The sequence below is a fragment of the Rhodococcus aetherivorans genome (genome assembly GCF_011058165.1).
Taxonomy (GTDB): domain Bacteria; phylum Actinomycetota; class Actinomycetes; order Mycobacteriales; family Mycobacteriaceae; genus Rhodococcus; species Rhodococcus aetherivorans.
Genome location: NZ_JAALEG010000040.1, coordinates 1 through 20,056 on the forward strand (window position 1 = coordinate 1; position 20,056 = coordinate 20,056).

Sequence of the window (20,056 nt, forward strand, 5' to 3'; positions counted from 1 at the left end):
GCGTCCCCGCCCGCGGCAGCGTCCCCCCTCGCCCGCGGCAGCGTCCCCCCTCGGCCGCGCGATCACCCGCTCGACGCCGTGCGCCTGCCCGATTCGTGCCTCATGTCGGGGCTACCGGCAAGTAACCGGACCATCCGCAGACACGCCGGAGCGGCAGGTCTACCCTGTTTGTTCGTGACCTCACACTATGACGTCGTTGTCCTCGGAGCCGGTCCCGGTGGGTACGTCGCTGCTATCCGCGCGGCACAGCTGGGACTGAGTACCGCCATCATCGAGAAGAAGTACTGGGGTGGTGTCTGCCTGAACGTGGGCTGCATTCCCTCCAAGGCGCTTCTCCGCAATGCCGAACTGGCGCATCTCTTCACGAAAGAGGCCAAGACGTTCGGCATGTCCGGGGACGTGTCCTTCGACTTCGGCGCCGCCGTGGACCGCAGCCGCAAGGTCGCGGACGGCCGCGTCAAGGGCGTGCACTTCCTGATGAAGAAGAACAAGATCACCGAATACGACGGTGCGGGTTCCTTCGTCGATGCCAACACCATCTCCGTCGAGCTCAACAAGGGCGGGACCGAGACGGTGACCTTCGACAACGCGATCATCGCGACCGGTTCGGTCACCAAGCTGCTGCCCGGCACCGAGCTGAGCAAGAACGTCGTCACCTACGAGGAGCAGATCCTCACCCGTGAGCTGCCGGGCTCGATTCTCATCGTCGGTGCCGGCGCCATCGGTATGGAGTTCGGCTACGTGCTGGCCAACTACGGCGTGGACGTCACCATCGTCGAGTTCCTCGACCGTGCGCTGCCCAACGAGGACGCCGACATCTCCAAGGAGATCGCGAAGGCGTACAAGAAGCTCGGCGTGAAGATCATGACCGGTGCCGCGGTGCAGTCCATCGACGACGACGGCAACAAGGTGACCGTCGCGATCAAGGACAACAAGTCCGGCAACGTCGAGTCCGTCGTCGTCGACAAGGTCATGCAGTCGGTCGGGTTCGCCCCGCGCGTGGAGGGCTTCGGCCTCGAGAACACCGGTGTCGCCCTCACCGACCGCGGCGCCATCGCCATCGACGACGTGATGCGCACGAACGTGCCGCACATCTACGCCATCGGTGACGTCACCGCCAAGCTCATGCTGGCGCACGTCGCCGAGGCGATGGGCGTGGTCGCGGCCGAGACCATCGGCGGCGCCGAGACCCTCACCTTCGACGACTACCGGATGATGCCGCGCGCGACGTTCTGCCAGCCGCAGGTCGCCAGCTTCGGCCTGACCGAGGAGCAGGCGCGCGACGAGGGTTACGACGTCAAGGTCGCGACCTTCCCCTTCACCGCGAACGGCAAGGCCCACGGCCTCGGCGACCCCAACGGCTTCGTCAAGCTGATCGCCGACAACAAGCACGGGGAACTGCTCGGCGGCCACCTGATCGGCCCCGACGTCTCCGAACTTCTGCCCGAGCTGACCCTCGCGCAGAAGTGGGACCTGACGGTCAACGAACTGGCCCGCAACGTCCACACCCACCCGACGCTGAGCGAGGCGCTGCAGGAGGCCATCCACGGCCTCGCAGGGCACATGATCAACTTCTGATCCCAGCGCGTCGAAGATCCTCCGCACGGGCAGATCCCCGTTCGGATGTACCGGCCTCAGCCCGTGGCGACCGAAACGTCGCCGCGGGCTGTCGTCGTCTTCGGAGACGAAACCTGATTCGATACCCGTGACGCGGGGTACCTTCCCCCCATGGCGGAACGCGGCGCGCGACCCGAGGTACATCCGATTCGCAGGATGATGTTGCGTGCCGTGCGCCACCTGTTCACCCCCCTTCGTCCCGACGACTACCTCGAGATGATCAATCCCCTGTGGACCACCAGGGAGCTGCGGGGCCGGGTCGAGCGGGTGGTGCCCGAAGGTTCCCGTGCGGCGTCCGTGCTGATTCGTCCCGCGTACGAGTGGCGGGGGCACCGTCCCGGCCAGTACGTGCGGCTGGGGGTGATCATCGACGGCGTCTACCACTGGCGCGCCTATTCGCTGACCTCCGATCCCGAGCCCGAGGACGGGCTGATCAGCGTCACCCCGAAGGTCGTCGAGTCCGGCGTGGTCTCGCCGCACCTGGTGCGCCGGATCCGGCCCGGCGACGTGGTGCGGCTCGGCGAGGTCGAGGGTGTGTTCACCCTGCCCGACCCGCTGCCGGGGAAGATGCTGTTCGTCAGTGCCGGTAGCGGTATCACGCCGATCATGAGCATGCTGCGCAGCCTGGACCACCGCGACGCCCTCGACGACGTCGTCCTGGTGCACTCGGCCCGTACCGCCGACGAGGTCATCTTCGCGTCCGTGCTGCGTGACCTCGATGCGCGTCGTCCCGGGTTCCGCCTGGTGCTGCGGCTCACCGCGGAGCAGGGCCGCATGACGCCGGCCGATCTGGACGAGCTGTGCCCCGACTGGCGGGAGCGGGAGGCGTTCTGCTCCGGACCCGGCGAGATGCTCGATGCGTTCGTCGAGCACTGGAACGAGCACGGTGATCCGAAAAAACTCCACATGGAGCGTTTCCAGCCGATCATCGGCGGGAATGCGGGGTCGGGTGAGGGCGGCACGGTTCACTTCCTCGACAGCGAGGCCGACGTCGAATGCGACGGCGGCACGCCGATCCTGGTGGCGGGCGAGAAGGCCGGCCTGCAGCTTCCGTACGGATGCCGGATCGGAATCTGCCATACCTGCGTGGGCACCCTGCGGTCGGGCAGGGTGCGGGACCTGCGCACGGACGAGGTCGCCGAACCCGTCGGCGCCGCGGTCCGCACATGCATCCACACCGCCGAAGGCGACATCGAAATCGAGCTGTGAACGAAAGGAACGCGAGATGACGACGGAGATCGAAAGTCCGCTCGCGCATCTGAGCGAGGAAACGCTCGAGGCATTGGCGAAGGAGTTCGACGCCATCCACGACCGGGTCTACGCCGACCTGGGGGAGCGCGACCGCCGCTACATCAAGACGGTGATCGCGACGCAGCGACAGCTCGCCGTCGCCGGCCGTGCCCTGCTGCTCGGCTCGGCGTCCAAGCCGGCGTGGGTCGCGGGCACCGCATGCCTCGGCATGGCCAAGATCCTCGAGAACATGGAGATCGGCCACAACGTCATGCACGGGCAGTGGGACTGGATGAACGATCCGGACATCCACTCGTCGGTGTGGGACTGGGACACCGCGTCGACCGCGGCGGGCTGGAAACACTCGCACAACTACATTCACCACACCTTCACCAACATCCGCGGCAAGGACAAGGATCTCGGGTACGAGATCATGCGGATCGACCCGCACCAGAAGTGGCATCCGGTCTACCTTGCGCAGCCGTTCTACAACGTGCTGCTCATGGCGTTCTTCGAGTGGGGCGTGGCGCTGCACGACCTCGATCTCGATGCGCTGTGGGCGGGGGAGAAGACCCCGGCGCAGGTGCTCGGCGAACTGAAGGGCATCGCAGGCAAGGCGCGGCGGCAATTCGTCAAGGACTACGTGGGCTGGCCTCTGGTCTCCGCCGGCGCGTTCGCCGCCGTGCAGCTGCTGTCGGGCGGACGGATTCCGCAGCCGGCCACCTCCCGGATCGGGCGCCGGCTGCGCGGACTCGGCCGCCTCGGGGGTGGCCGCGCGGCCGGCCGCCGGGCCGACCTCGTCGCCGACGTGCTCGACAAGGTCCTGCCGGGCGTGGAGAAGACGTTCCTCGCCACCCTGGCGGCGGACTTCACCGCCAACATCATCCGCAACGTGTGGTCGCACGCGATCATCTTCTGCGGCCACTTCCCGGACCAGACGTACACCTTCAGCCGGAAGGAGGTCGAGAACGAGAGCCGCGGCGGATGGTACGTCCGCCAGCTGGTCGGTGCGGCCAACATCGAGGGCAGTCCGCTGTTCCACGTGATCAGCGGGAACCTCGGCTACCAGGTCGAACACCACCTCTACCCCGACATGCCGAGCACCCGGTACTCCGAGGTGGCGCCCGAGGTGAAGGACATCTGCGAGCGGTACGGACTGCCGTACAACACCGGGCCCCTATCCAGGCAGTGGGGCACCGTGCACCGGACGATCCTGCGCCTCGCGTTCCCCGGCGGCAAGCCGCGGCCGAAGCCCGGTCCGTATCGCAGCGCGGACGATCCGTCGTCACGGAAGCCGGCGACGAGCGAGGCCGCCCGGTTCCGCAGCCGACTGCCCGCGGACCATCCCGCAGCAGGCCCGGAGCACGAGCACGGTGGTGTGGAGGTCGAACCGCCGCCGCGCTGACGATCGTTGCTACGGCCGATGGGTTCGGTCGTACTCTGTTTGTGCCGCAAGCACTTCCGGCATGCTCGACTCGAGTAGCCCGATGAGGGCGCGCAGGTGCTCGGCGACCTGCGCGCCGAGCGGCGTGAGGCTGTACTCGACCTTGGGCGGAATGGTCGTTTCCACCCGCCGGTGGACGAGGCCGTCGCGCTCGAGCTGCTGCAGCGTCTGGGACAGCATGCGCTCGCTCACCCCGTCGACGTGGCGGCGCAGTTCACCGAACCGGTGCGGGCCCTCGCCCAGGGCGGCCAGGGCGAGCACGCCCCAGCGGCCGGTCGCGTTCTGCAGGACCTGCCGGGACGTGCACGCGCGGGCGAACACGTTCGCTTCGAGTGCGGGATCCGTCGTCACGCCCCCCAGCGTACATGTGCGAACACTTCGTGGTGTACTTACTTGATGGGTTGCACTTACGATTAGTAAGTGGTTTGATGGCGGTGTTCCCGACTTCCGTTCTCGAGGAGATCTCATGACCATCGCCGTCACCGGTGCCACCGGCCACCTCGGCCACCACGTCGTCACCGCCCTGCTCGACCGCGGTGCCGAGCCGTCCGACGTCGTCGCGATCGTCCGCGACGCCGCGAAGGCTGCCGACCTCGCCGCCCGGGGCGTGCAGGTGCGCGTCGCCGACTACGGCGACCGGGACGCACTCGTCGCCGCCCTGGCCGGCGTCGACAAGCTCCTGCTGATCTCCGGAAGCGAGGTCGGCCGGCGGATTGCGCAGCACACCAACGTCATCGAGGCCGCGAAGGCCGCAGGGGCCGGCCTCGTGGCCTACACCAGCGTCCTCGACGCGCAGCGCAGCCCCCTGGCCCTGGCCGCCGAGCACAAGACCACCGAGGACCTGCTCGCCGCCTCCGGCCTGGACGTCGTGCTGCTGCGCAACGGCTGGTACTGGGAGAACTATGCCGCCGCTGTCGACACGGCGAAGGCGACCGGCGCCCTGTTCGGCGCCGCCGGCACCGGCCGCGTCGCCGGTGCCGCCCGCAAGGACTACGCGGAGGCCGCCGCCGCCGTGCTGCTCGCCGGCGACCAGGCCGGCCGGATCTACGAACTCGGCGGCGACGAGCGCCTCACCTACGTGGAACTCGCCGACGTCCTGTCCGGGATCGTCGGCGCGCCCGTCGCCTACAAGGACCTGCCCCGGGACGAGTACACGAAGGTCCTCGAGAGCGCCGGGGTGCCCGCTCCGATGGCCGCTATCCTCGCGGACTCCGACGCGGGCATCGCCGTCGGCGCCCTCGACACCGACAGCGGCGACCTGCAGCGGCTCATCGGACGCCCGAGCACGCCGGTGGCCACGGCGCTGAGCCGGTAATCCACGCGGCGAACCGGAATCCGCCCACGACACAGCATGGGCAGATTCCGGCTCCGCGAGCGGATCCAGGTTGTCCACAGGCGGCCGCTTCATCCCCAGATGTGCCGGTGCGTCCCGATCTGCGCCGGCTCGGCGCGGCGCATGCGCCACGCTCGGTCCATGACCGATCCCACAGCCCTGACCAGACGGGATCTGCTGGCGCAGGGTGTCACCGACGACCGGCTCCGCGCCGCGCTGCGGACAGGCGACCTCGTCACGCTGAAACGGGGCGTGTATCTGCGGCGGGCGGACGACGGCCCGCTCGACGACACCGGCCGGCACCGGGTCCTGGCACGGCACGTCGGCTCGGGTCTCCGCCCGGGGGATGCGCTCAGCCACGTGTCCGCCGCCGTCCTGCTGGGCCTGGACGTGTGGAACGCGGATCTGCGCCGCGTACACGTCTCGCGGACGTCCGCGAGTGGGCGCAGGGTCACGTACCTCCACGTCCATGCAACCGACTGGTGCGACGGCGATGTCGTCACGCTCGACGGTGTCCGCGTCACCTCGGTGGCGCGCACCATCGTCGACCTCGGCCGGTCGCTGCCACTCGAGGAGGCGGTCGTCGCCGGGGACTCCGGACTGCGTGCCGATGCGTCCGCCCGCGACCGGTTGCCCGCAGTTCTCGCCGCGGCCCGTCACCGCACCGGGGTGTCCCGGGCCGCCGCCGTCGTGGACCTGCTCGACGGACGGAGCGAGAGTGTCGGGGAGTCGGTGTCGCGCCTGCGCATGGCGCGATTCGGCCTGCCGGTACCTGCCCTGCAACACGAGGTCGTGGCTCGGGACGGGCGCCGGTACCGCGTCGACTTCTTCTGGGAATCGCAGGGCGTCGTCGGCGAATTCGACGGTGCCGGGAAGTACGCGGACCGCCGCGACCTCGTCGCCGAGAAGCACCGCGAGGACGCTCTGCGTGACCTCGGCTTCGAGGTCGTGCTGTGGACATGGGCCGACCTGGATCGGTTCGAGGTCGTCGCCCGGAGGTTCGCCCGGGCCGTCGCTCGAAGATCCACGCGCTGAACCGGAATCCGCCCACGACACAGCCTGAGCGGATTCCGGTTCAGCGCGGGAATTCAGCGAGTCCGGTAGGCCACCCAGCCGCCGAACTCGGTGATGTCGACGGCGTCCGCCGCGGCGTCGTGCGTGCAACCGAATCCGACGACCCACCGCCCGTCCGAGAGTTCGACGCTGGTCAGCGTCATCGGCGCGGGCAGCGCGGCCAGGAACCGGCCCAGGCCGGCCTCCGAGACCCGGAACACCTCGCCGGCGATCGGCGCGCCCCGGCCGGTGCCGTGGCGGACGAGACCGGGCTTCGGGGGAGTGGTGTTCAGCGCCGTCAGGCGGTACGCGTCGGACGTGTGGACCTCCTCGACGAACCGGGCACCGATCTCCTCGAGCTGGAAGTGCAACGGCTGGTCGCGCAGGTGCGCCCCGAACACCGCCAGCTCGACCCCGCCGGAGGCGAATCCCGGCGCGGCGACGCCCGTCAACCGCGCCGCGAGGTCCACGGCGACCTGGTCGGCGAAGGCCGGCACCACGACCATCACCCCGAAGGGATGGCCCTCGGCGGTCGGGACACCCGGTACCGCGACCGCGGCCATGTCGAGCAGATTGCAGAAGTTCGTGAATGTGCCCATCCGCCGGTTGATCCCGATCGGGTCGGACTGTACCGCCGCGATCGTGGGATGCTCGGTGGTGGTGGGCAGCAGCAGCCCGGCGAATCCGTCGAGGAGGTCCGCCGCGAACGCCTTGGCATGGGTCAGGGTGTCGAGATCGGCCACCAGTTCGTGCGCCGCGGGGCGCTCCGCGGCCGCGACGATCGCCGCGACCGTCGGATCCGCCCCGGCGGGGTTCGTCGCCAGGAACTCTCCGACGGCCGCGTACCGCTGCGCGACGACGGCACCGTCGTAGAGCAGTGTCGCCGCGTCCAGCAGCGGCGAGACGTCGACCTCGGTCACGTCGAGTCCCGCCGCACGTCCTGCGGCGACGGTGCGCGCGAACGCCTCTCGATACTCGTCGCACAACTCGACGAGGTCCTCCGCGCGCGGCACCGCCACACGCGGCGTGGACGGCGCGGCGAACGGCACGTCCGACGGCCACCTCCGGGAGCGCGCGTCGCGCGGTTCCGGCCCGGCCATCACCTTCGCCGCCGTCACGGCCAGGTCGAGCGACGTGGCAAACACGGTGAGGCAGTCGTAGTCCACGCACGCCGGCACCACGCCGTGGGCCGGGATCACGCCGAGCGTGGCCTTGATGCCCACCAGTCCCTGCAGCGCGGCCGGGACCCGGCCGGATCCCGCGGTGTCCGTGCCGATCCCGATGTCCGCGATGCCCAGCGCGACCGCGGTCGCCGAGCCAGAACTCGATCCGCCCGATACGCGTTCGGGATCCCAGGAACAGCGCACCGCCCCGTACGGGCTGCGGGTGCCGACGAGTCCGGTGGCGAACTGGTCGAGGTTGGTCTTGCCCAGGATCACCGCACCGGCAGCGACGAGGCGCGCGACGCCCGACGCGGTGTCCGTGGGGGTGTAGGCGAACTCGGGGCAGCCGGCCGTGGTGGGTAGTCCGGCGACGTCCACGTTGTCCTTCACCGCCACGAGCAGGCCCGCGAGCGGCAGGTCCTCGCCCGCCGCGACGCGCGCGTCCACGGCGTCGGCGTCGGCGAGCACATCCGCGGCCGGCCGCAGCGCGATCCACACCTCGGGCCGGTCCACCTCGCCGAGGCGGCGCAGCGCCGCCTCCGCCCGGGCCCTGCTCGACGACGGCGCAGCCGAAAGTCCATTTTCCACAACGATGCTCATGCTGCTCCGATCACGAGAAGGGGGGTGCCGGGGGCGACTTTCGCGCCCGGCCCGACGAGGACCTTCAGGACGGTCCCCTCGACGGCTGCCGGCACGGGCATTTCCAGCTTCATGGCCTCGAGGATGACGGCGGTGTCGTCGGCGGCGACCCGTTCGCCCTCTGCCACCTCGACCCGCCACACGTTGCCGACCATGGGGGCCTCGACGACGACCGATCCCGCCGGCATCCCGGCGAGCGGGTCTATGGGCTCGACCACCTCGATCGGCGCCGGCTCGGTGCGGTCGAACTCACCGGCCGCGTGCCACGCCTGCTTCTCGGTCTCGAACGCCGCGGACTGACGCTCGTGGAACGCGTCGATGGACTCGGCGTTCTCCGCCAGGAACCGCAGGTGGTCGGCGAGGGCGAACGTGCCCTCGGAGACCTCGGCGTCGAACCGGCCCGCCAGGGACGCGGCGCGGTACTCGAGCAGCTGCTCCGGGCTCACCGGTTCCCACACGATCCGGTCGAAGAAGCGGAACAGCCACGGCTTGCCGTCCTCGAACGGGCCGGCCTGCCGGTACCCCGACCAGATCGGCACCGTCCGCCCGATCAGCTGGTAGCCGCCGGGGGACTCCATGCCGTAGACGCACAGGTACTTCCCGCCGATGCCCACGGCGTCCGACGGGGTCCACGTGCGCGCCGGGTTGTACTTCGTCGTCACGAGCCGGTGCCGGGGATCGAGCGGAACGGCCAGGGGCGCACCGAGATACACGTCGCCGAGGCCGAGGACGAGGTACTCGGCGTCGAAGACCGTGTCGCGGACCTGCTCGACCGAGTCGAGTCCGTTGATGCGCCGGATGAACTCGGTGTTCGACGGCAGCCACGGCGCCGAGTCGCGCACACCGCTGTGGTAGCGGGAGATCGCCTCGGAGATCGACGGGTCGTCGAACGAGAGCGGCAGCCGGACGGTGCGGCTGGGCACCACCAGATCGTGGGTGGCCGGCAGTTCCGTCTCGAGGTCCTGCAGGGTCCCGAGCAGCCGGTGCTGGGGCAGCACCTCCGGGTCGAAGTGCACGTGCAGCGACCGCACCCCCGGCGTGACGTCGAGGATCCCCGGCAGGCGCACGGCCGCGAGCGCCTCGGACAGGGCGTGCACCCGCATCCGCAACCCCAGGTCGAGCACCATGTCGCCGTACTCGACGAGGATGTTGTCGTCGCCGCCGCGCAGGTACACCACCTCGGGACGGTCCAGGAACGCCGGGGTACCGGCCAGCCGGCCGCCGTCGAGCGCGGCGGGCCGCGCCACGGGCGGGACGTCGCGGGCGCGGGCCGCCGCGCCGCGCAGCTCGACCGCCGCCTCGTCGGTCACGGGAACGAACCGCACCGAATCCCCGGGCCGGATCTGCCCCATCTTCCAGCGGTGACCGGAGACGACCGTGAGCGGGCACGCGAACCCGCCCAGGCTCGGGCCGTCCGGACCGAGCAGGATCGGGGTGTCGCCGGAGACGTTGAGTGCGCCCACCGAGTAGGGGTTGTCGTGCAGGTTCGACGGGTGCAGCCCGGCCTCGCCGCCGTCCGTCCGCGACCAGGTGGGCTTGGGGCCGTCCAGGCGGATGCCGGTGCGGTTCGCGTGGGACTGCACCGTCCACGTGGTGTCGTAGAACTGGGCCAGGTCGTCCTCGGTGAAGTAGGCCGGGGCGGGCTGCGGACCCTCGGTGACGGCGAGATGCCACGTGTGGGTGAACTCCGGGCGACGGTCCACGGGTACGGGTGCCGGGCCGGCAGGGGCGGGGGACTCCGCCACGCCGAGCACATCACCCGTGGCCAGGGCTCTACCGGTGACGCCGCCGAAGCCGCCGAGGGTGAACGTCGCGGCGCTGCCGTGGTAGAGCGGGGCGTCGAGCCCGCCCCGCACCGCGACGTAGGTGCGCAGGCCCTGCTCGGCCGGGGCGCCGACGTCGAGCACGCCGCCGGCCGGCACCTCCACGGGCTCCCACATCGGCACGGGCACCCCGTCCACGGTGGCGACGACCGGGGCGCCGGTGACGCACACGAGCGTCGGGTCGGAGAACTTCAGGCGCGGGCCCTGCAGCGTGCATTCCAGCGCCGGTGCCCCCTCCGGGTTGCCGACGGCGCCGTTGGCCGCGCGCATCGACAGGTCGTCCATCGGGCCCGACGGCGGAATGCCGACCTCCCACAGGCCGATCCGGCCGGGGAAGTCCTGCACCGTGGTCATGGTGCCCGCGCGCAGCACGTCGATGCGGTGGCCCGTCGCCCGCACGTCCCGCAGCGTCGCGGTGGTGTGCGCGGCCTCGAGCACCGGCTCGGCGGTGCAGATGCGCCGCAGCTGCGGCAGGTTCGTCTGCACGCCGTACAGGTGGGTGTCGTCGAGCGCCTCGGCGAGCGCCGCGAACGCGGTGCGCCGGGACTCGCCGCGCACGATGATCTTGGCGAGCATCGGATCGTAGAACGAGCTCACCTCCGTGCCGGTGTCCACCCACGTCTCGACGCGGGTGTGGGCCGGGAACTCCACGGCGGTGAGCAGTCCGGCGCTGGGCCGGTAGTCGTGCCCCGGGTCCTCCGCGTACACGCGCGCCTCCACGGCGTGACCGGTGATCCGCGGTCCGCCGTCGGGCAGCGCGTCGAGCATCTCGGTCTCGCCCCGGCCCAGCCGCAGCATCCACTCGACCAGGTCCACACCGGTGACCTCCTCGGTGACCGGGTGCTCGACCTGCAGGCGGGTGTTCATCTCGAGGAACGACGCCTCGCCGCGTTCGACGTCGTAGACGAATTCGACGGTCCCGGCGGAGCGGTAGCTCACCGACGAGGCGAGCCGGCGCGACGCCGCGAGCAGTTCCTCGACGACCGAGTCGGGCAGGTTCGGGGCGGGCGCCTCCTCGACGACCTTCTGGTTGCGACGCTGCAGCGAGCAGTCGCGCGTGCCGAGGCTGATCGTGCGGCCGCAGCCGTCGCCGAACACCTGCACCTCGATGTGGCGGGCGTGGGCGACGAACCGTTCGAGGAACACGCCCGACGAGGAGAAGTTCGCGGACGCGAGGCGCTGCACCCGCTCGTACGCGTCCCGCAGCTCGTCGGGGGTGTGACAGGCCTGCATGCCGATGCCGCCCCCGCCGCCGACGGCCTTGAGCATCACGGGGTATCCGACGGTTTCGGCCGCGGCGACGGCGGCGTCGACGGACGCGAGCAGGCCGCTGCCCTCGACGAGCGGGACGCCGACGGCGCGCGCCGCCTCGCGAGCGGTGTGCTTGTCGCCGAAGACCCGCAGCTGCTCGGGCGTGGGCCCGATGAACGCGATGCCGGCCGCCTCGCAGGCGGCCGCGAATTCCGCGTTCTCCGAGAGGAACCCGTACCCGGGGTGGACCGCGCCGGCACCGGTCGCGAGGGCGGCCTCGATCACCAGATCCGCCCGCAGGTACGACTCCGCGGCCGGGGCGGGACCGAGGCGCACGGCCATGTCCGCCATTTCGACGTGGGCGGCGGACGCGTCCGCATCCGAGTACACGGCGACGGTCTTCAGCCCCAGTGTGTGCGCCGAACGCATGATCCGGCAGGCGATCTCGCCACGGTTGGCGACGAGCAGGGTGTCGAAAGCGAACGTCACGACAGGCTCCTTCGGTGACGGGGAAGAGGAAGGTATGGGGGCGGAACCGGATGTCAGCGCGCGAACGACATCGCGGTGACGGCGCGGGTCACCCGGTCGAGCACCACCGCGAGGGATTCACCGATGTGTCGGTGCAGCAACCGGTGGGCACGCTCGAGCTCGTCGCCGAGCACGGCGTCGACGATGGCGAGGTGCTCGGCGATCGACGTCTCGATCCGGCTGTTGACCATGAAGTCGTACATCCGCACGTGCCGGATCCGGGAGTTGACCGACTCGAGCGAGCCCGCCAGTTCCGCGTTGCCCGATGCGGCGAGCAGTGCGACGTGGAACTCCTCGTCGAGCACCACGAAGCCCGGTTCCTGCTGCGGCGGGTCGGCGGACAGGCGCAACCACCGTTCGCGTTCGGCGGTGAGGGCGGCGCGGTCGTGCCGCACATCGGGATTGTCGATCGCCCGCGCAATGCCCTGCAGTTCCAGGGTGATCCGCAGCTCGTAGAGGTCGCGGATGCGGGGGATGCTCGGCGGCACCGGCGAGAATCCGTACTCCTCGCGGCGCAGCAGGCCGTCCGCGCACAGCATCGCGAGGGCTTCCCGGACCGGGGTGCGGGAGATGCCGAAGCGCGCGGACAGTTTCGGCTCGGTCAGCCGCTCACCGACCGGGATCGAGCCGTTCATCAGCTCGGTGCGCAGTTCCCGGTACACCCGCGTCCGGAGCGGTTGCGCCGTGGCTGTATCCGTACGTGTCGACATAGCTGTATACGCTATGGACGTCGTGTTTCGCCGAGATTGCCCGCGGTAAAGCGGCGGTTAGGAAGAACTCTCAGAAGTCCCGCTCGATGCGCAGCACGCCGATGGTGGTGGCAAGTCCGTCGTATTGCGCTACCAGCAGGCAGAATTCGACCATCCGCCGGTCGTCGAGGTGAGCGGCCAGCGCCTTCCACGTCCCGTCGGCGAGGTCCCTGGTGGTGACCAGCTCGTCGACGGCCGCGAGCATCGCCCGGTGCCGCGGGCTCCAGCCGGGGGCCCCGGGCCCGTCGAGGATGCGCTGCAGGATCTCCGGCGTGATCCCGGCGCGGCGGCCGAGCCGGGTGTGGTGGTCCAGCTCGTAGCCGCACTCGCGCAGGTGCGCCACGCGGAGGATGACCAGTTCGGATTCGAACCGGGGCAACCGCCCGAACGGCATGAGCTTCCCGGAGTAGTACAGCCAGCCGCGGAACAGGCCACCGGTGCGGCCCAGGGTGCTGAACAGCTGCGCGTCCTTCGTGCCGGCCACCGTCGAGAGCACGCGCCAGGCCGCCCAGTTGAGAGGGCCGAGCTCCCTGAACCGTCCGGGCCGGATGCGAGGTGACATGCCGGTCAGTCTCGCACGGCGCGCGCCAATCGGGCCATCGTCCGGGCCTGCTCGGCGCGCTGCACCACCACCGCCCGGGACGTGTCGATGTGGGCGAGGAGCTGGGCGTGGGCGTCCTCGAGACGGCCCGCGAGCACCGACTCCGCCACGCAGATGTGCTCGTCGACGGTCGCCGTGATCCGGTCGTGCGTCAGGTAGTCGAACATGCGCACGGGCCGCACCTTCGCGTTCACGGTGGCCAGCGCGTCGCACAGGGCCGGGTTGCCGGCGGAGGCCAGCAACGCCAGGTGGAACTGTTCGTCGAGCCCGACGAAGCCCGCATCCGGCTCGGGCAGGTCACGGCGCAGCGCATACCACCGGTCGAGCTCGGCGCCGAGCACGTGGGGATCGTGCCGGATCGACGGATCGGCCAGCGCGCGACGGATCCCGCGCAGCTCCAACGTGGTCCGCAGCTCGTACAGATCGGCGAGGTCGTCGAAGCGCGGCCGGTACGGGAACAGGCCCTGCTCGCGCCGCTCGACCAGCCCGTCGGACACCAGCCGTGCCAGCGCCTCCCGCACCGGCGTGCGGGAGACCCCGTACTGCTCGGCGAGGCGTTCCTCGCCGAGCCGTGCGTCCGGCGGCAGGACGCCCGTCATCAGGTCCGAACGCAGCGCCCGGTAGACCCGGTCGCGCCGCGTGCCACCGGTGCTCATCAGATCGCCATGGCCGCGCGGACGGTGCCGGCGGCATCCGTGCCGCCGTCGCCGGTGGCGGTGATGCGACCGGATTCGAGGACGTAGTACCGCTGGGCGGCGTGCAGGGCGAAGCCGATGTGCTGCTCGACGAGCAGCACCCCGAGGTCGCCGCGCCGGCTGAGTTCGACGACGGTGTTCTCGATCTCGGCGACGACCGACGGTTGGATGCCCTCGGTGGGTTCGTCGAGGATGAGCATGCGGGGCTCGGTGATCAGGGCGCGGGCGATCGCCAGCTGCTGGCGCTGGCCGCCGGAGAGCAGGCCGGCGCGTCGGTCCAGCAGCGGCACGAGGGCGGGGAACAGGTCGAGCATCTCGGCGACGAGCCGCTTGCCGCGTCTGCGCCCGTCGGCGACGACCTGCAGGTTCTCGGCGCAGGTGAGCTGGCCGAAGGATTGCTGTCCCTGGGGGACGTAGGCCAGGCCGCGGGCGACGCGCGCGGACGGCCGCAGCGCGGTGACGTCCTCGCCGTCGAACACGATCCGGCCGAAGGTGGTGGGCAGCAGGCCGACCGCGGCGCGCAGCAGGGTGGTCTTGCCGGCCCCGTTGTGGCCCATGACGGCGACGACGCCGTCGGCGGGAACGGTGAGGGTGGCCCCGTGGATGATCTCGGTGCGGCCGTAGCCGGTGCGCACGTCGACGAGCTCGAGCATGTCAGGCCTCCTGCGCGGCGGTCGCGGTGCCCAGGTAGACCTCCTGGACCTGGGGGTTGTTCTGCACCTCTTCGACGGTGCCGTCGGCGATGACCCGGCCCCGGGCCAGGACGGTGACGGAGGTGGCGAAGGCGCGCATGAAGTCCATGTCGTGTTCGACGACGACGACGGTGCGCTGCGCCCCGATCCGGCGCAGCAGCTGGCCGGTCTCCTCGCGTTCGTCGTGGCTCATCCCGGCGACCGGCTCGTCGAGCAGCAGCACGTCGGAGTTCTGCACGAGCAGCATGCCGATCTCGAGCCACTGCTTCTGCCCGTGCGCGAGGATGCCGGCGGGCACGTCGCGCAGGTCGGTCAGGCCGATCGTCTCGAGGGCTTCCTCGATCTGCGGCAGCACCGTCGTGCGGCGGCGCAGCAGCGACCACGGGGAGCGGCCGGAGCCGGCGGCGATGTCGAGGTTCTGCAGCACGGTGAGTTGTTCGAACACCGACGCGGTCTGGAAGGTGCGGCCCACACCGAGGCGGGCGATCTTGTGCACCTTCTTGCCGAGCAGTTCGATGCCGGACTTGGTGACCGACCCGGTGGCCGGCACCAGGCCGGTGACGGCGTCGACGAGGGTGGTCTTGCCGGCGCCGTTGGGGCCGATGAGGAAGCGCAGGTCGCCCTGCAGCAGGGTCAGGTCCACCCCGTCGACGGCGGTGAAGCCGTCGAAGCTGACCCGCAGGTCGCGGATCTCGAGGTACTCGCTGGACATGCCGGCGTTGCCGCCGTAGTGGGGTTCGGTCATCTCACCGGCTCCATCGTCGTGGTCGGTTCGGGAATCGGCTGCGCCGGGCCGGTGCGGGTGCGTCGCCGGCGCAACGTCGCCAGCCCGGCCAGGCCGGCGGGGAAGAACCCGATGACGACGATGAACAGCAGGCCCTGGGCGTAGGTCCACGCGGAGGGGAAGTTCTCCGACAGGGCGGTCTGGGCCCACGCGACGCCGATGGCGCCGAGGACCGGGCCGAGCAGGGTCGTGCGTCCGCCGATGGCGACGCCGATGAGGAATGCGATGGAGGGGACGATGCCGACATCGGCGGGGGAGATGATGCCGACGATGGGCACGAACAGCGCCCCGGCGATGCCGGCGAAGAAGGCCGCCGCGGCGTAGGCGACGACCTTGACGTTGGCGGGGTCGTAGCCGAGGAAGCGGACCCGCTCCTCCTGGTCGCGCACGGCCACGAGCAGCTCCCCGTAGCGGGAGAACATCAGCTGCCGGGTGAGCGCGACGACGGATAGCAGGACGCCCGCGGCGACGAAGAACAGCATCCGCTTGTTGGCCGGGTCGGCGAGGGACAGGCCGAAGAAGCTGCGGAAGCGGTTGAGCCCGTTCGATCCTCCGATCGACTGCTGGCCGATCAGCAGGATCGCGAAGGCGGCGGTCAGGGCCTGGGACAGGATCGCGAAGTAGGCGCCCTTGACGCGGCGTTTGAACACGCCGAGCCCGAGCAGCACCGCCACCAGGGCGGGCAGCACCAGGATCGCGACGATCGTCACCAGCGGAGAGGCGAACGGCGCCCAGTAGCCGGGCAATTCGCGGATGCCGGCGATCTGCATGAAGTCCGGGACGGTGTCGCCGCGCAGCCCGGCGTCGGCGATCTTCAGGTGCATCGCCATGAGGTAGGCGCCGAGGCCGAAGAAGACGCCCTGGCCGAGGGTGAGCATGCCGCCGCGGCCCCACGCGAGACCGATGCCGACGGCGACGATCGCGAAGCACAGGAACTTCGCGAGCAGGTTCAGGCGGAAGTCCGACAGCACGGCGGGGGCGAGGGCGAACAGAACGAGTGCGGCGAGGGCGAACCCGGCCCACGTGCGGGCCGGTCCGGGTCGGGTGAGCGCCGGCAGACGTGTCGGGGCAGGCATCAGACCAGGCTCCTTGTCTTGACCGCGAACAGGCCCTGCGGCCGGACCTGCAGGAAGATCACGATGAGCACGAAGACGATCACCTTCGCGATCGATGCGGTGGTGGAGTATTCGATGAACGAGTTGAGCAGGCCGAGCGCGACGGCCGCGATGACGGCGCCCTCGATCCGTCCGAGGCCGCCGATGACGACCACCAGGAACGCGTCGATCAGGTAGGACTGGCCGATGGTGGGACTCGTGGAGCCGATCAGGGTCAGCGCCACTCCGGCCAGGCCGGCCAGGCCGGAGCCGAGGAAGAAGGTGGTGATGTCGGTGCGCCGCGACGAGATGCCCACGGTCTCGGCGAGATCGCGGTTCTGCACGACGGCCCGGATGCGCCGGCCCATCGGGGTGAACTTCATCGCCGCGATCAGGATCACCACACACACCACGGCCAGCGCGAGGATGAACAGCCGGGTCCTGGGCACCACCGCCCCGAGGATCTCCACGCCACCGGAGAGCCACTGCGGCGCAACCACGTTGACGGCGGGTGCGCCGAAGATGTCGCGGGCGGCCTGTTGTAGCAGCAGGCCCACGCCGAAGGTCACCAGCAGGGTGTCGAGCGGGCGGTGGTACATGCGGCGGATGAGGGTGACCTCGAGCAGCACCCCCATCACGCCGCCGACCAGGAAACCGACGAGCAGCGACACCAGCAGGGACACCCCGGCGGCCGAGACCACCTGCTGGACCACGTACGCGGTGTAGGAGCCGGCCATGATGAACTCGCCGTGGGCCATGTTGATCACGCCCATCTGCCCGAACGTCAGCGACAGGCCCAGCGCCGCCAGCAGCAGGATCGAACCGATGCTCAGGCCCGTGAACAACTGTCCTACAACGACATCCATGTCGCCTCCCTTCTCGTCGGCTTCCCGGTCACGGTGGTCAGCTGCCGGACAGGCCGGCGGCCCAGTCGTAGCTCTCGAGGTACGGGTCCGGCTCGATCGCCCCGTTCGACTCCCACACCGTGTAGATCAGTCCGTCGCCCCGGATCTCGCCGATGCGAGCCGTCTTGGTGATGTGGTGGTTGTCCCCGTCGATCGTGACGGTGCCCTCCGGTGCGTCGAACGAGACGCCGTCGGCCGCGGCCTGCACGTCGGCGACGGCGAACGAGTCCGCCTTCTCGACGGTGTTCTTCCACAGGTACACCGACGCGTACGCGGCCTCCATCGGGTCGGAGGTGGGCTTGTTCGCACCGTACTTCGCCTTGTACGCGTCGACGAACGCCGTGTTCTCGGGGCCGTCCACGGTCTGGTAGTAGTTCCAGGCGGTGAGCTGGCCGGTGATGTTCTGCGCGCCGATTCCGACCACTTCCTCCTCGGCGATCGACACCGAGATCACCGGCATGTCGGCGGCGGTGAGGCCGACGTTGGAGTACTCGCGGAAGAAGGCGACGTTCGAGTCGCCGTTGAGGGTGTTGAACACCGCGTCCGCGTCGGCGGTGCGGACCTTGTTGACGATCGTGGAGAAGTCGGTGGACCCGAGCGGGGTGTAGTCCTCACCCTTGATCTCGATGCCGTTGGCCTCGGCGTACGCGCGGATGATGCGGTTCGCGGTCTGCGGGAAGACGTAGTCGCTGCCGACGAGGTAGAGGGACTTGACGCCCTTCTCCTTCAGGTAGTCCAGCGCCGGCACGATCTGCTGGTTGGTGGTCGCGCCGGTGTAGAAGATGTTCGGCGACGACTCGAGGCCCTCGTACTGCACGGGGTAGTACAGCAGCGCGTTGTTGTCCTCGAACACCGGCAGCATCGCCTTGCGGCTCGACGACGTCCACCCACCGAACACCGCGGCCACACAGTCGGAGCTGATCAGCTTCTCGGCCTTCTCGGCGAACACCGTCGGCTCCGACGCGCCGTCCTCGGCCACGATCCGGATCTGCTTGCCGAGAACGCCGCCGTTCGCATTGATCTCCTCGACGGCCAGTGCGATCGAGTCACGCACCGTGACCTCGGAGATTGCCATGGTGCCGGACAGCGAGTTCAGCGAACCGACCTTGATCGTGTCGCCGGAGGTGTCGACGCACGAGGCGGACCCGGCAGCGTCGGTACTGTCGGTGGCCTTGCTGCCGCAGGCGCTGAGCACGAGGCCGACGGCGGCCAGCGCGGCCGGCGCGGCGACGGCGCGCTTGGCGAACTTGGACGTGGCAACTGGCATGGAGGTGCCCTTCTTCGAAGGTGGGAGCCGGACGGGGCCCGGTGTATCCGGGCTGCGTATACAGCGCTGTATCCGTGGACCGAAGAGTAGGCGGCCGGTGTTGCATGGGAATGTCCTGCGGTGACGAGTTCGTGACCCGTGTTACGGCTCGATTTCCGAACGCGCACACGCCGAGGTCCGGATGTATCCGCGCCTCCGCAGGACAGCGGCGCGCTCCTTTCATCGCGCGGCTGTCCTGCCGCCGTGCGGGTTTCCGGACGACCTACCGCCAGCGACGACGGGTGGCGGCGTCGATTCGCGCACGAACGTCGTCGAAGTGGAAGAGTTCCGACCACGTCCAGCGCATCACTTCGTATCCCTGTGCCCGGATCGCGTCTTCACGAAGCTTCTCGCGACGCACCGTCTCGGCGCTTGCGCCGGGGTCCGCAGACCGGTACTTGCCCATGCCGTCGAACTCGCCGACGACGCCGAACTCCTCCCGGAAGAAGTCGGTGCGCGCGACGAATGCGCCACCGGCTGTCCATATCTCGAATTGCAGGACCGGGCCGGGCAGACCTGCCGCCCGAATGCGGAGGCGGCTGATCGACTCGCCCGGGCTCTCGCTTCGTCCGTCCAGGAATGCGCACATTCGTCGAGCCGCCGCAATTCCGGTTCGCGTGTCGGCTGCTGTCAAGGCGGCCGGGAGTGCGGCGTGGGCCGCAGGCCGCAGCCTCAGTGCAGAGTCGCCCAGCACCACTGCACGGTCGGCATCCAGGCAGCGTGCCGTGTCGACGATCGTGCGCGCCGCCGAGGTCACCCGTATCCCGTCCACGATCTCCACATCGCTTGGTGCGAAAGGTGTTGCGTGCACGTGTAGTTGGGAGGTGCGACGGCCACCGGAGGGTCGATTCCGGCTGACGTGGACCAGCGTGAGGTCCGGACGCCACAGAGCGAACCCGTGCACGACGGCGGCGGAGGTGTGGCTCATCACGGCCTCGGGGCCGAGCTTGGCGGCGGCCGCGCGTACGCGCACCAGGTGCCGGCCGGCGTCGTCGAGGTCGGCTGCGATCTCCCTGGGCAGGTGGACGCCTGCGTCGAGACGCTCGAGGGCGCCGGTGCGCAGTGCTCGGCGGATCTCGTCCTCGATGAGCCCGGAGCGGACAGCGTCGCGCCGCATGATCGGGGTGTGGTCGGTCATGGCGAACACGG

General features: G+C 70.2%; 17 protein-coding genes. 5 read left to right on the forward strand and 12 right to left on the reverse strand.

All coding sequences use genetic code 11. The annotated features are described in order from the left end of the window. The first annotated feature begins 174 nt into the window (after positions 1 to 174). From lpdA to G6039_RS16555, 3 genes are all read left to right on the forward strand, one after another. Positions 175 to 1,578 carry a dihydrolipoyl dehydrogenase gene (lpdA, locus tag G6039_RS16545; protein WP_029545277.1) on the forward strand — a complete coding sequence of 468 codons (1,404 nt, stop codon included), beginning with the start codon at positions 175 to 177 and terminating at the stop codon, positions 1,576 to 1,578. Positions 1,579 to 1,728: 150 nt separating this feature from the next. Further along, positions 1,729 to 2,826, forward strand: a complete 1,098-nt coding sequence (locus G6039_RS16550; protein ID WP_029545275.1) for a ferredoxin reductase — start codon at positions 1,729 to 1,731, stop codon at positions 2,824 to 2,826. Between the two features lie 16 nt (positions 2,827 to 2,842). Then, positions 2,843 to 4,252 (forward strand): fatty acid desaturase family protein, encoded by a 1,410-nt coding sequence (locus G6039_RS16555; protein WP_029545274.1) that lies wholly within the window; start codon positions 2,843 to 2,845, stop codon positions 4,250 to 4,252. A gap of 9 nt (positions 4,253 to 4,261) precedes the next feature. Here the strand turns inward: G6039_RS16555 and G6039_RS16560 are convergent, their stop codons facing one another. After that, entirely contained in the window at positions 4,262 to 4,642 is a 381-nt protein-coding gene (locus tag G6039_RS16560; RefSeq protein WP_080688671.1) for a winged helix-turn-helix transcriptional regulator, read from the reverse strand. 115 nt (positions 4,643 to 4,757) lie between these two features. On the opposite strand from G6039_RS16560, the gene G6039_RS16565 reads away from it, so the two are divergent. Together G6039_RS16565 and G6039_RS16570 are read left to right on the forward strand one after the other, a co-directional pair. Next, positions 4,758 to 5,606, forward strand: a complete 849-nt coding sequence (locus tag G6039_RS16565) for an SDR family oxidoreductase (RefSeq protein ID WP_029545272.1) — start codon at positions 4,758 to 4,760, stop codon at positions 5,604 to 5,606. Positions 5,607 to 5,765: 159 nt separating this feature from the next. After that, on the forward strand, positions 5,766 to 6,659 hold the full coding sequence (locus G6039_RS16570; protein ID WP_043803389.1) for a type IV toxin-antitoxin system AbiEi family antitoxin domain-containing protein: 894 nt from the start codon (positions 5,766 to 5,768) through the stop codon (positions 6,657 to 6,659). 53 nt (positions 6,660 to 6,712) lie between these two features. Here the strand turns inward: G6039_RS16570 and atzF are convergent, their stop codons facing one another. The 11 genes from atzF to G6039_RS16625 form a co-directional block, all read right to left on the reverse strand. Next, positions 6,713 to 8,440, reverse strand: a complete 1,728-nt coding sequence (gene atzF / locus G6039_RS16575; protein WP_043803335.1) for an allophanate hydrolase — start codon at positions 8,438 to 8,440, stop codon at positions 6,713 to 6,715. Then, positions 8,437 to 12,042, reverse strand: coding sequence for an urea carboxylase (gene uca / locus G6039_RS16580; protein ID WP_043803331.1), 3,606 nt, complete (start codon positions 12,040 to 12,042; stop codon positions 8,437 to 8,439). Before uca ends, atzF begins: the two co-directional genes overlap by 4 nt. A 53-nt stretch (positions 12,043 to 12,095) precedes the next feature. After that, positions 12,096 to 12,791 (reverse strand): GntR family transcriptional regulator, encoded by a 696-nt coding sequence (locus G6039_RS16585; protein ID WP_029545262.1) that lies wholly within the window; start codon positions 12,789 to 12,791, stop codon positions 12,096 to 12,098. A gap of 70 nt (positions 12,792 to 12,861) precedes the next feature. Further along, positions 12,862 to 13,392 carry a carboxymuconolactone decarboxylase family protein gene (locus G6039_RS16590; RefSeq protein ID WP_043803327.1) on the reverse strand — a complete coding sequence of 177 codons (531 nt, stop codon included), beginning with the start codon at positions 13,390 to 13,392 and terminating at the stop codon, positions 12,862 to 12,864. Between the two features lie 5 nt (positions 13,393 to 13,397). Further along, complete coding sequence (locus G6039_RS16595) at positions 13,398 to 14,087, reverse strand: GntR family transcriptional regulator (RefSeq protein WP_006932958.1); 690 nt, start codon at positions 14,085 to 14,087, stop codon at positions 13,398 to 13,400. Then, a complete protein-coding gene (urtE, locus tag G6039_RS16600; RefSeq protein WP_029545260.1) occupies positions 14,087 to 14,779 on the reverse strand; it encodes an urea ABC transporter ATP-binding subunit UrtE in 693 nt (230 codons plus the stop codon). Before urtE ends, G6039_RS16595 begins: the two co-directional genes overlap by 1 nt. Before the next feature lies 1 nt (position 14,780). After that, positions 14,781 to 15,563 carry an urea ABC transporter ATP-binding protein UrtD gene (gene urtD, locus G6039_RS16605; protein ID WP_006932961.1) on the reverse strand — a complete coding sequence of 261 codons (783 nt, stop codon included), beginning with the start codon at positions 15,561 to 15,563 and terminating at the stop codon, positions 14,781 to 14,783. After that, entirely contained in the window at positions 15,560 to 16,678 is a 1,119-nt protein-coding gene (gene urtC / locus G6039_RS16610) for an urea ABC transporter permease subunit UrtC (protein WP_051446196.1), read from the reverse strand. The genes urtD and urtC overlap by 4 nt, the downstream gene beginning before the upstream one ends. Next, a complete protein-coding gene (gene urtB / locus G6039_RS16615; RefSeq protein ID WP_006932965.1) occupies positions 16,678 to 17,562 on the reverse strand; it encodes an urea ABC transporter permease subunit UrtB in 885 nt (294 codons plus the stop codon). Before urtB ends, urtC begins: the two co-directional genes overlap by 1 nt. Positions 17,563 to 17,599: 37 nt before the next feature. Further along, on the reverse strand, positions 17,600 to 18,868 hold the full coding sequence (gene urtA / locus G6039_RS16620; protein ID WP_006932975.1) for an urea ABC transporter substrate-binding protein: 1,269 nt from the start codon (positions 18,866 to 18,868) through the stop codon (positions 17,600 to 17,602). 262 nt (positions 18,869 to 19,130) lie between these two features. Beyond that, the gene (locus G6039_RS16625) at positions 19,131 to 20,045 is read right to left on the reverse strand and encodes a hypothetical protein (protein ID WP_043803325.1); all 915 of its coding nucleotides are present in this window, start codon (positions 20,043 to 20,045) and stop codon (positions 19,131 to 19,133) included. Between the last annotated feature and the right edge of the window lie 11 nt (positions 20,046 to 20,056).

What these genes read in the sequence shown, in the direction of transcription:
- urtE (WP_029545260.1), bottom strand. Translation starts at nt 14,779, where the DNA reads ATGCTCGAGCTCGTCGACGTGCGCACCGGCTACGGCCGCACCGAGATC.
- urtC (WP_051446196.1), bottom strand. Translation starts at nt 16,678, where the DNA reads ATGCCTGCCCCGACACGTCTGCCGGCGCTCACCCGACCCGGACCGGCC.
- G6039_RS16625 (WP_043803325.1), bottom strand. Translation starts at nt 20,045, where the DNA reads ATGACCGACCACACCCCGATCATGCGGCGCGACGCTGTCCGCTCCGGG.
- G6039_RS16590 (WP_043803327.1), bottom strand. Translation starts at nt 13,392, where the DNA reads ATGTCACCTCGCATCCGGCCCGGACGGTTCAGGGAGCTCGGCCCTCTC.
- atzF (WP_043803335.1), bottom strand. Translation starts at nt 8,440, where the DNA reads ATGAGCATCGTTGTGGAAAATGGACTTTCGGCTGCGCCGTCGTCGAGC.
- G6039_RS16565 (WP_029545272.1), top strand. Translation starts at nt 4,758, where the DNA reads ATGACCATCGCCGTCACCGGTGCCACCGGCCACCTCGGCCACCACGTC.
- urtB (WP_006932965.1), bottom strand. Translation starts at nt 17,562, where the DNA reads ATGGATGTCGTTGTAGGACAGTTGTTCACGGGCCTGAGCATCGGTTCG.
- urtD (WP_006932961.1), bottom strand. Translation starts at nt 15,563, where the DNA reads ATGACCGAACCCCACTACGGCGGCAACGCCGGCATGTCCAGCGAGTAC.
- G6039_RS16595 (WP_006932958.1), bottom strand. Translation starts at nt 14,087, where the DNA reads ATGAGCACCGGTGGCACGCGGCGCGACCGGGTCTACCGGGCGCTGCGT.
- G6039_RS16555 (WP_029545274.1), top strand. Translation starts at nt 2,843, where the DNA reads ATGACGACGGAGATCGAAAGTCCGCTCGCGCATCTGAGCGAGGAAACG.
- urtA (WP_006932975.1), bottom strand. Translation starts at nt 18,868, where the DNA reads ATGCCAGTTGCCACGTCCAAGTTCGCCAAGCGCGCCGTCGCCGCGCCG.
- G6039_RS16550 (WP_029545275.1), top strand. Translation starts at nt 1,729, where the DNA reads ATGGCGGAACGCGGCGCGCGACCCGAGGTACATCCGATTCGCAGGATG.
- G6039_RS16570 (WP_043803389.1), top strand. Translation starts at nt 5,766, where the DNA reads ATGACCGATCCCACAGCCCTGACCAGACGGGATCTGCTGGCGCAGGGT.
- G6039_RS16585 (WP_029545262.1), bottom strand. Translation starts at nt 12,791, where the DNA reads ATGTCGACACGTACGGATACAGCCACGGCGCAACCGCTCCGGACGCGG.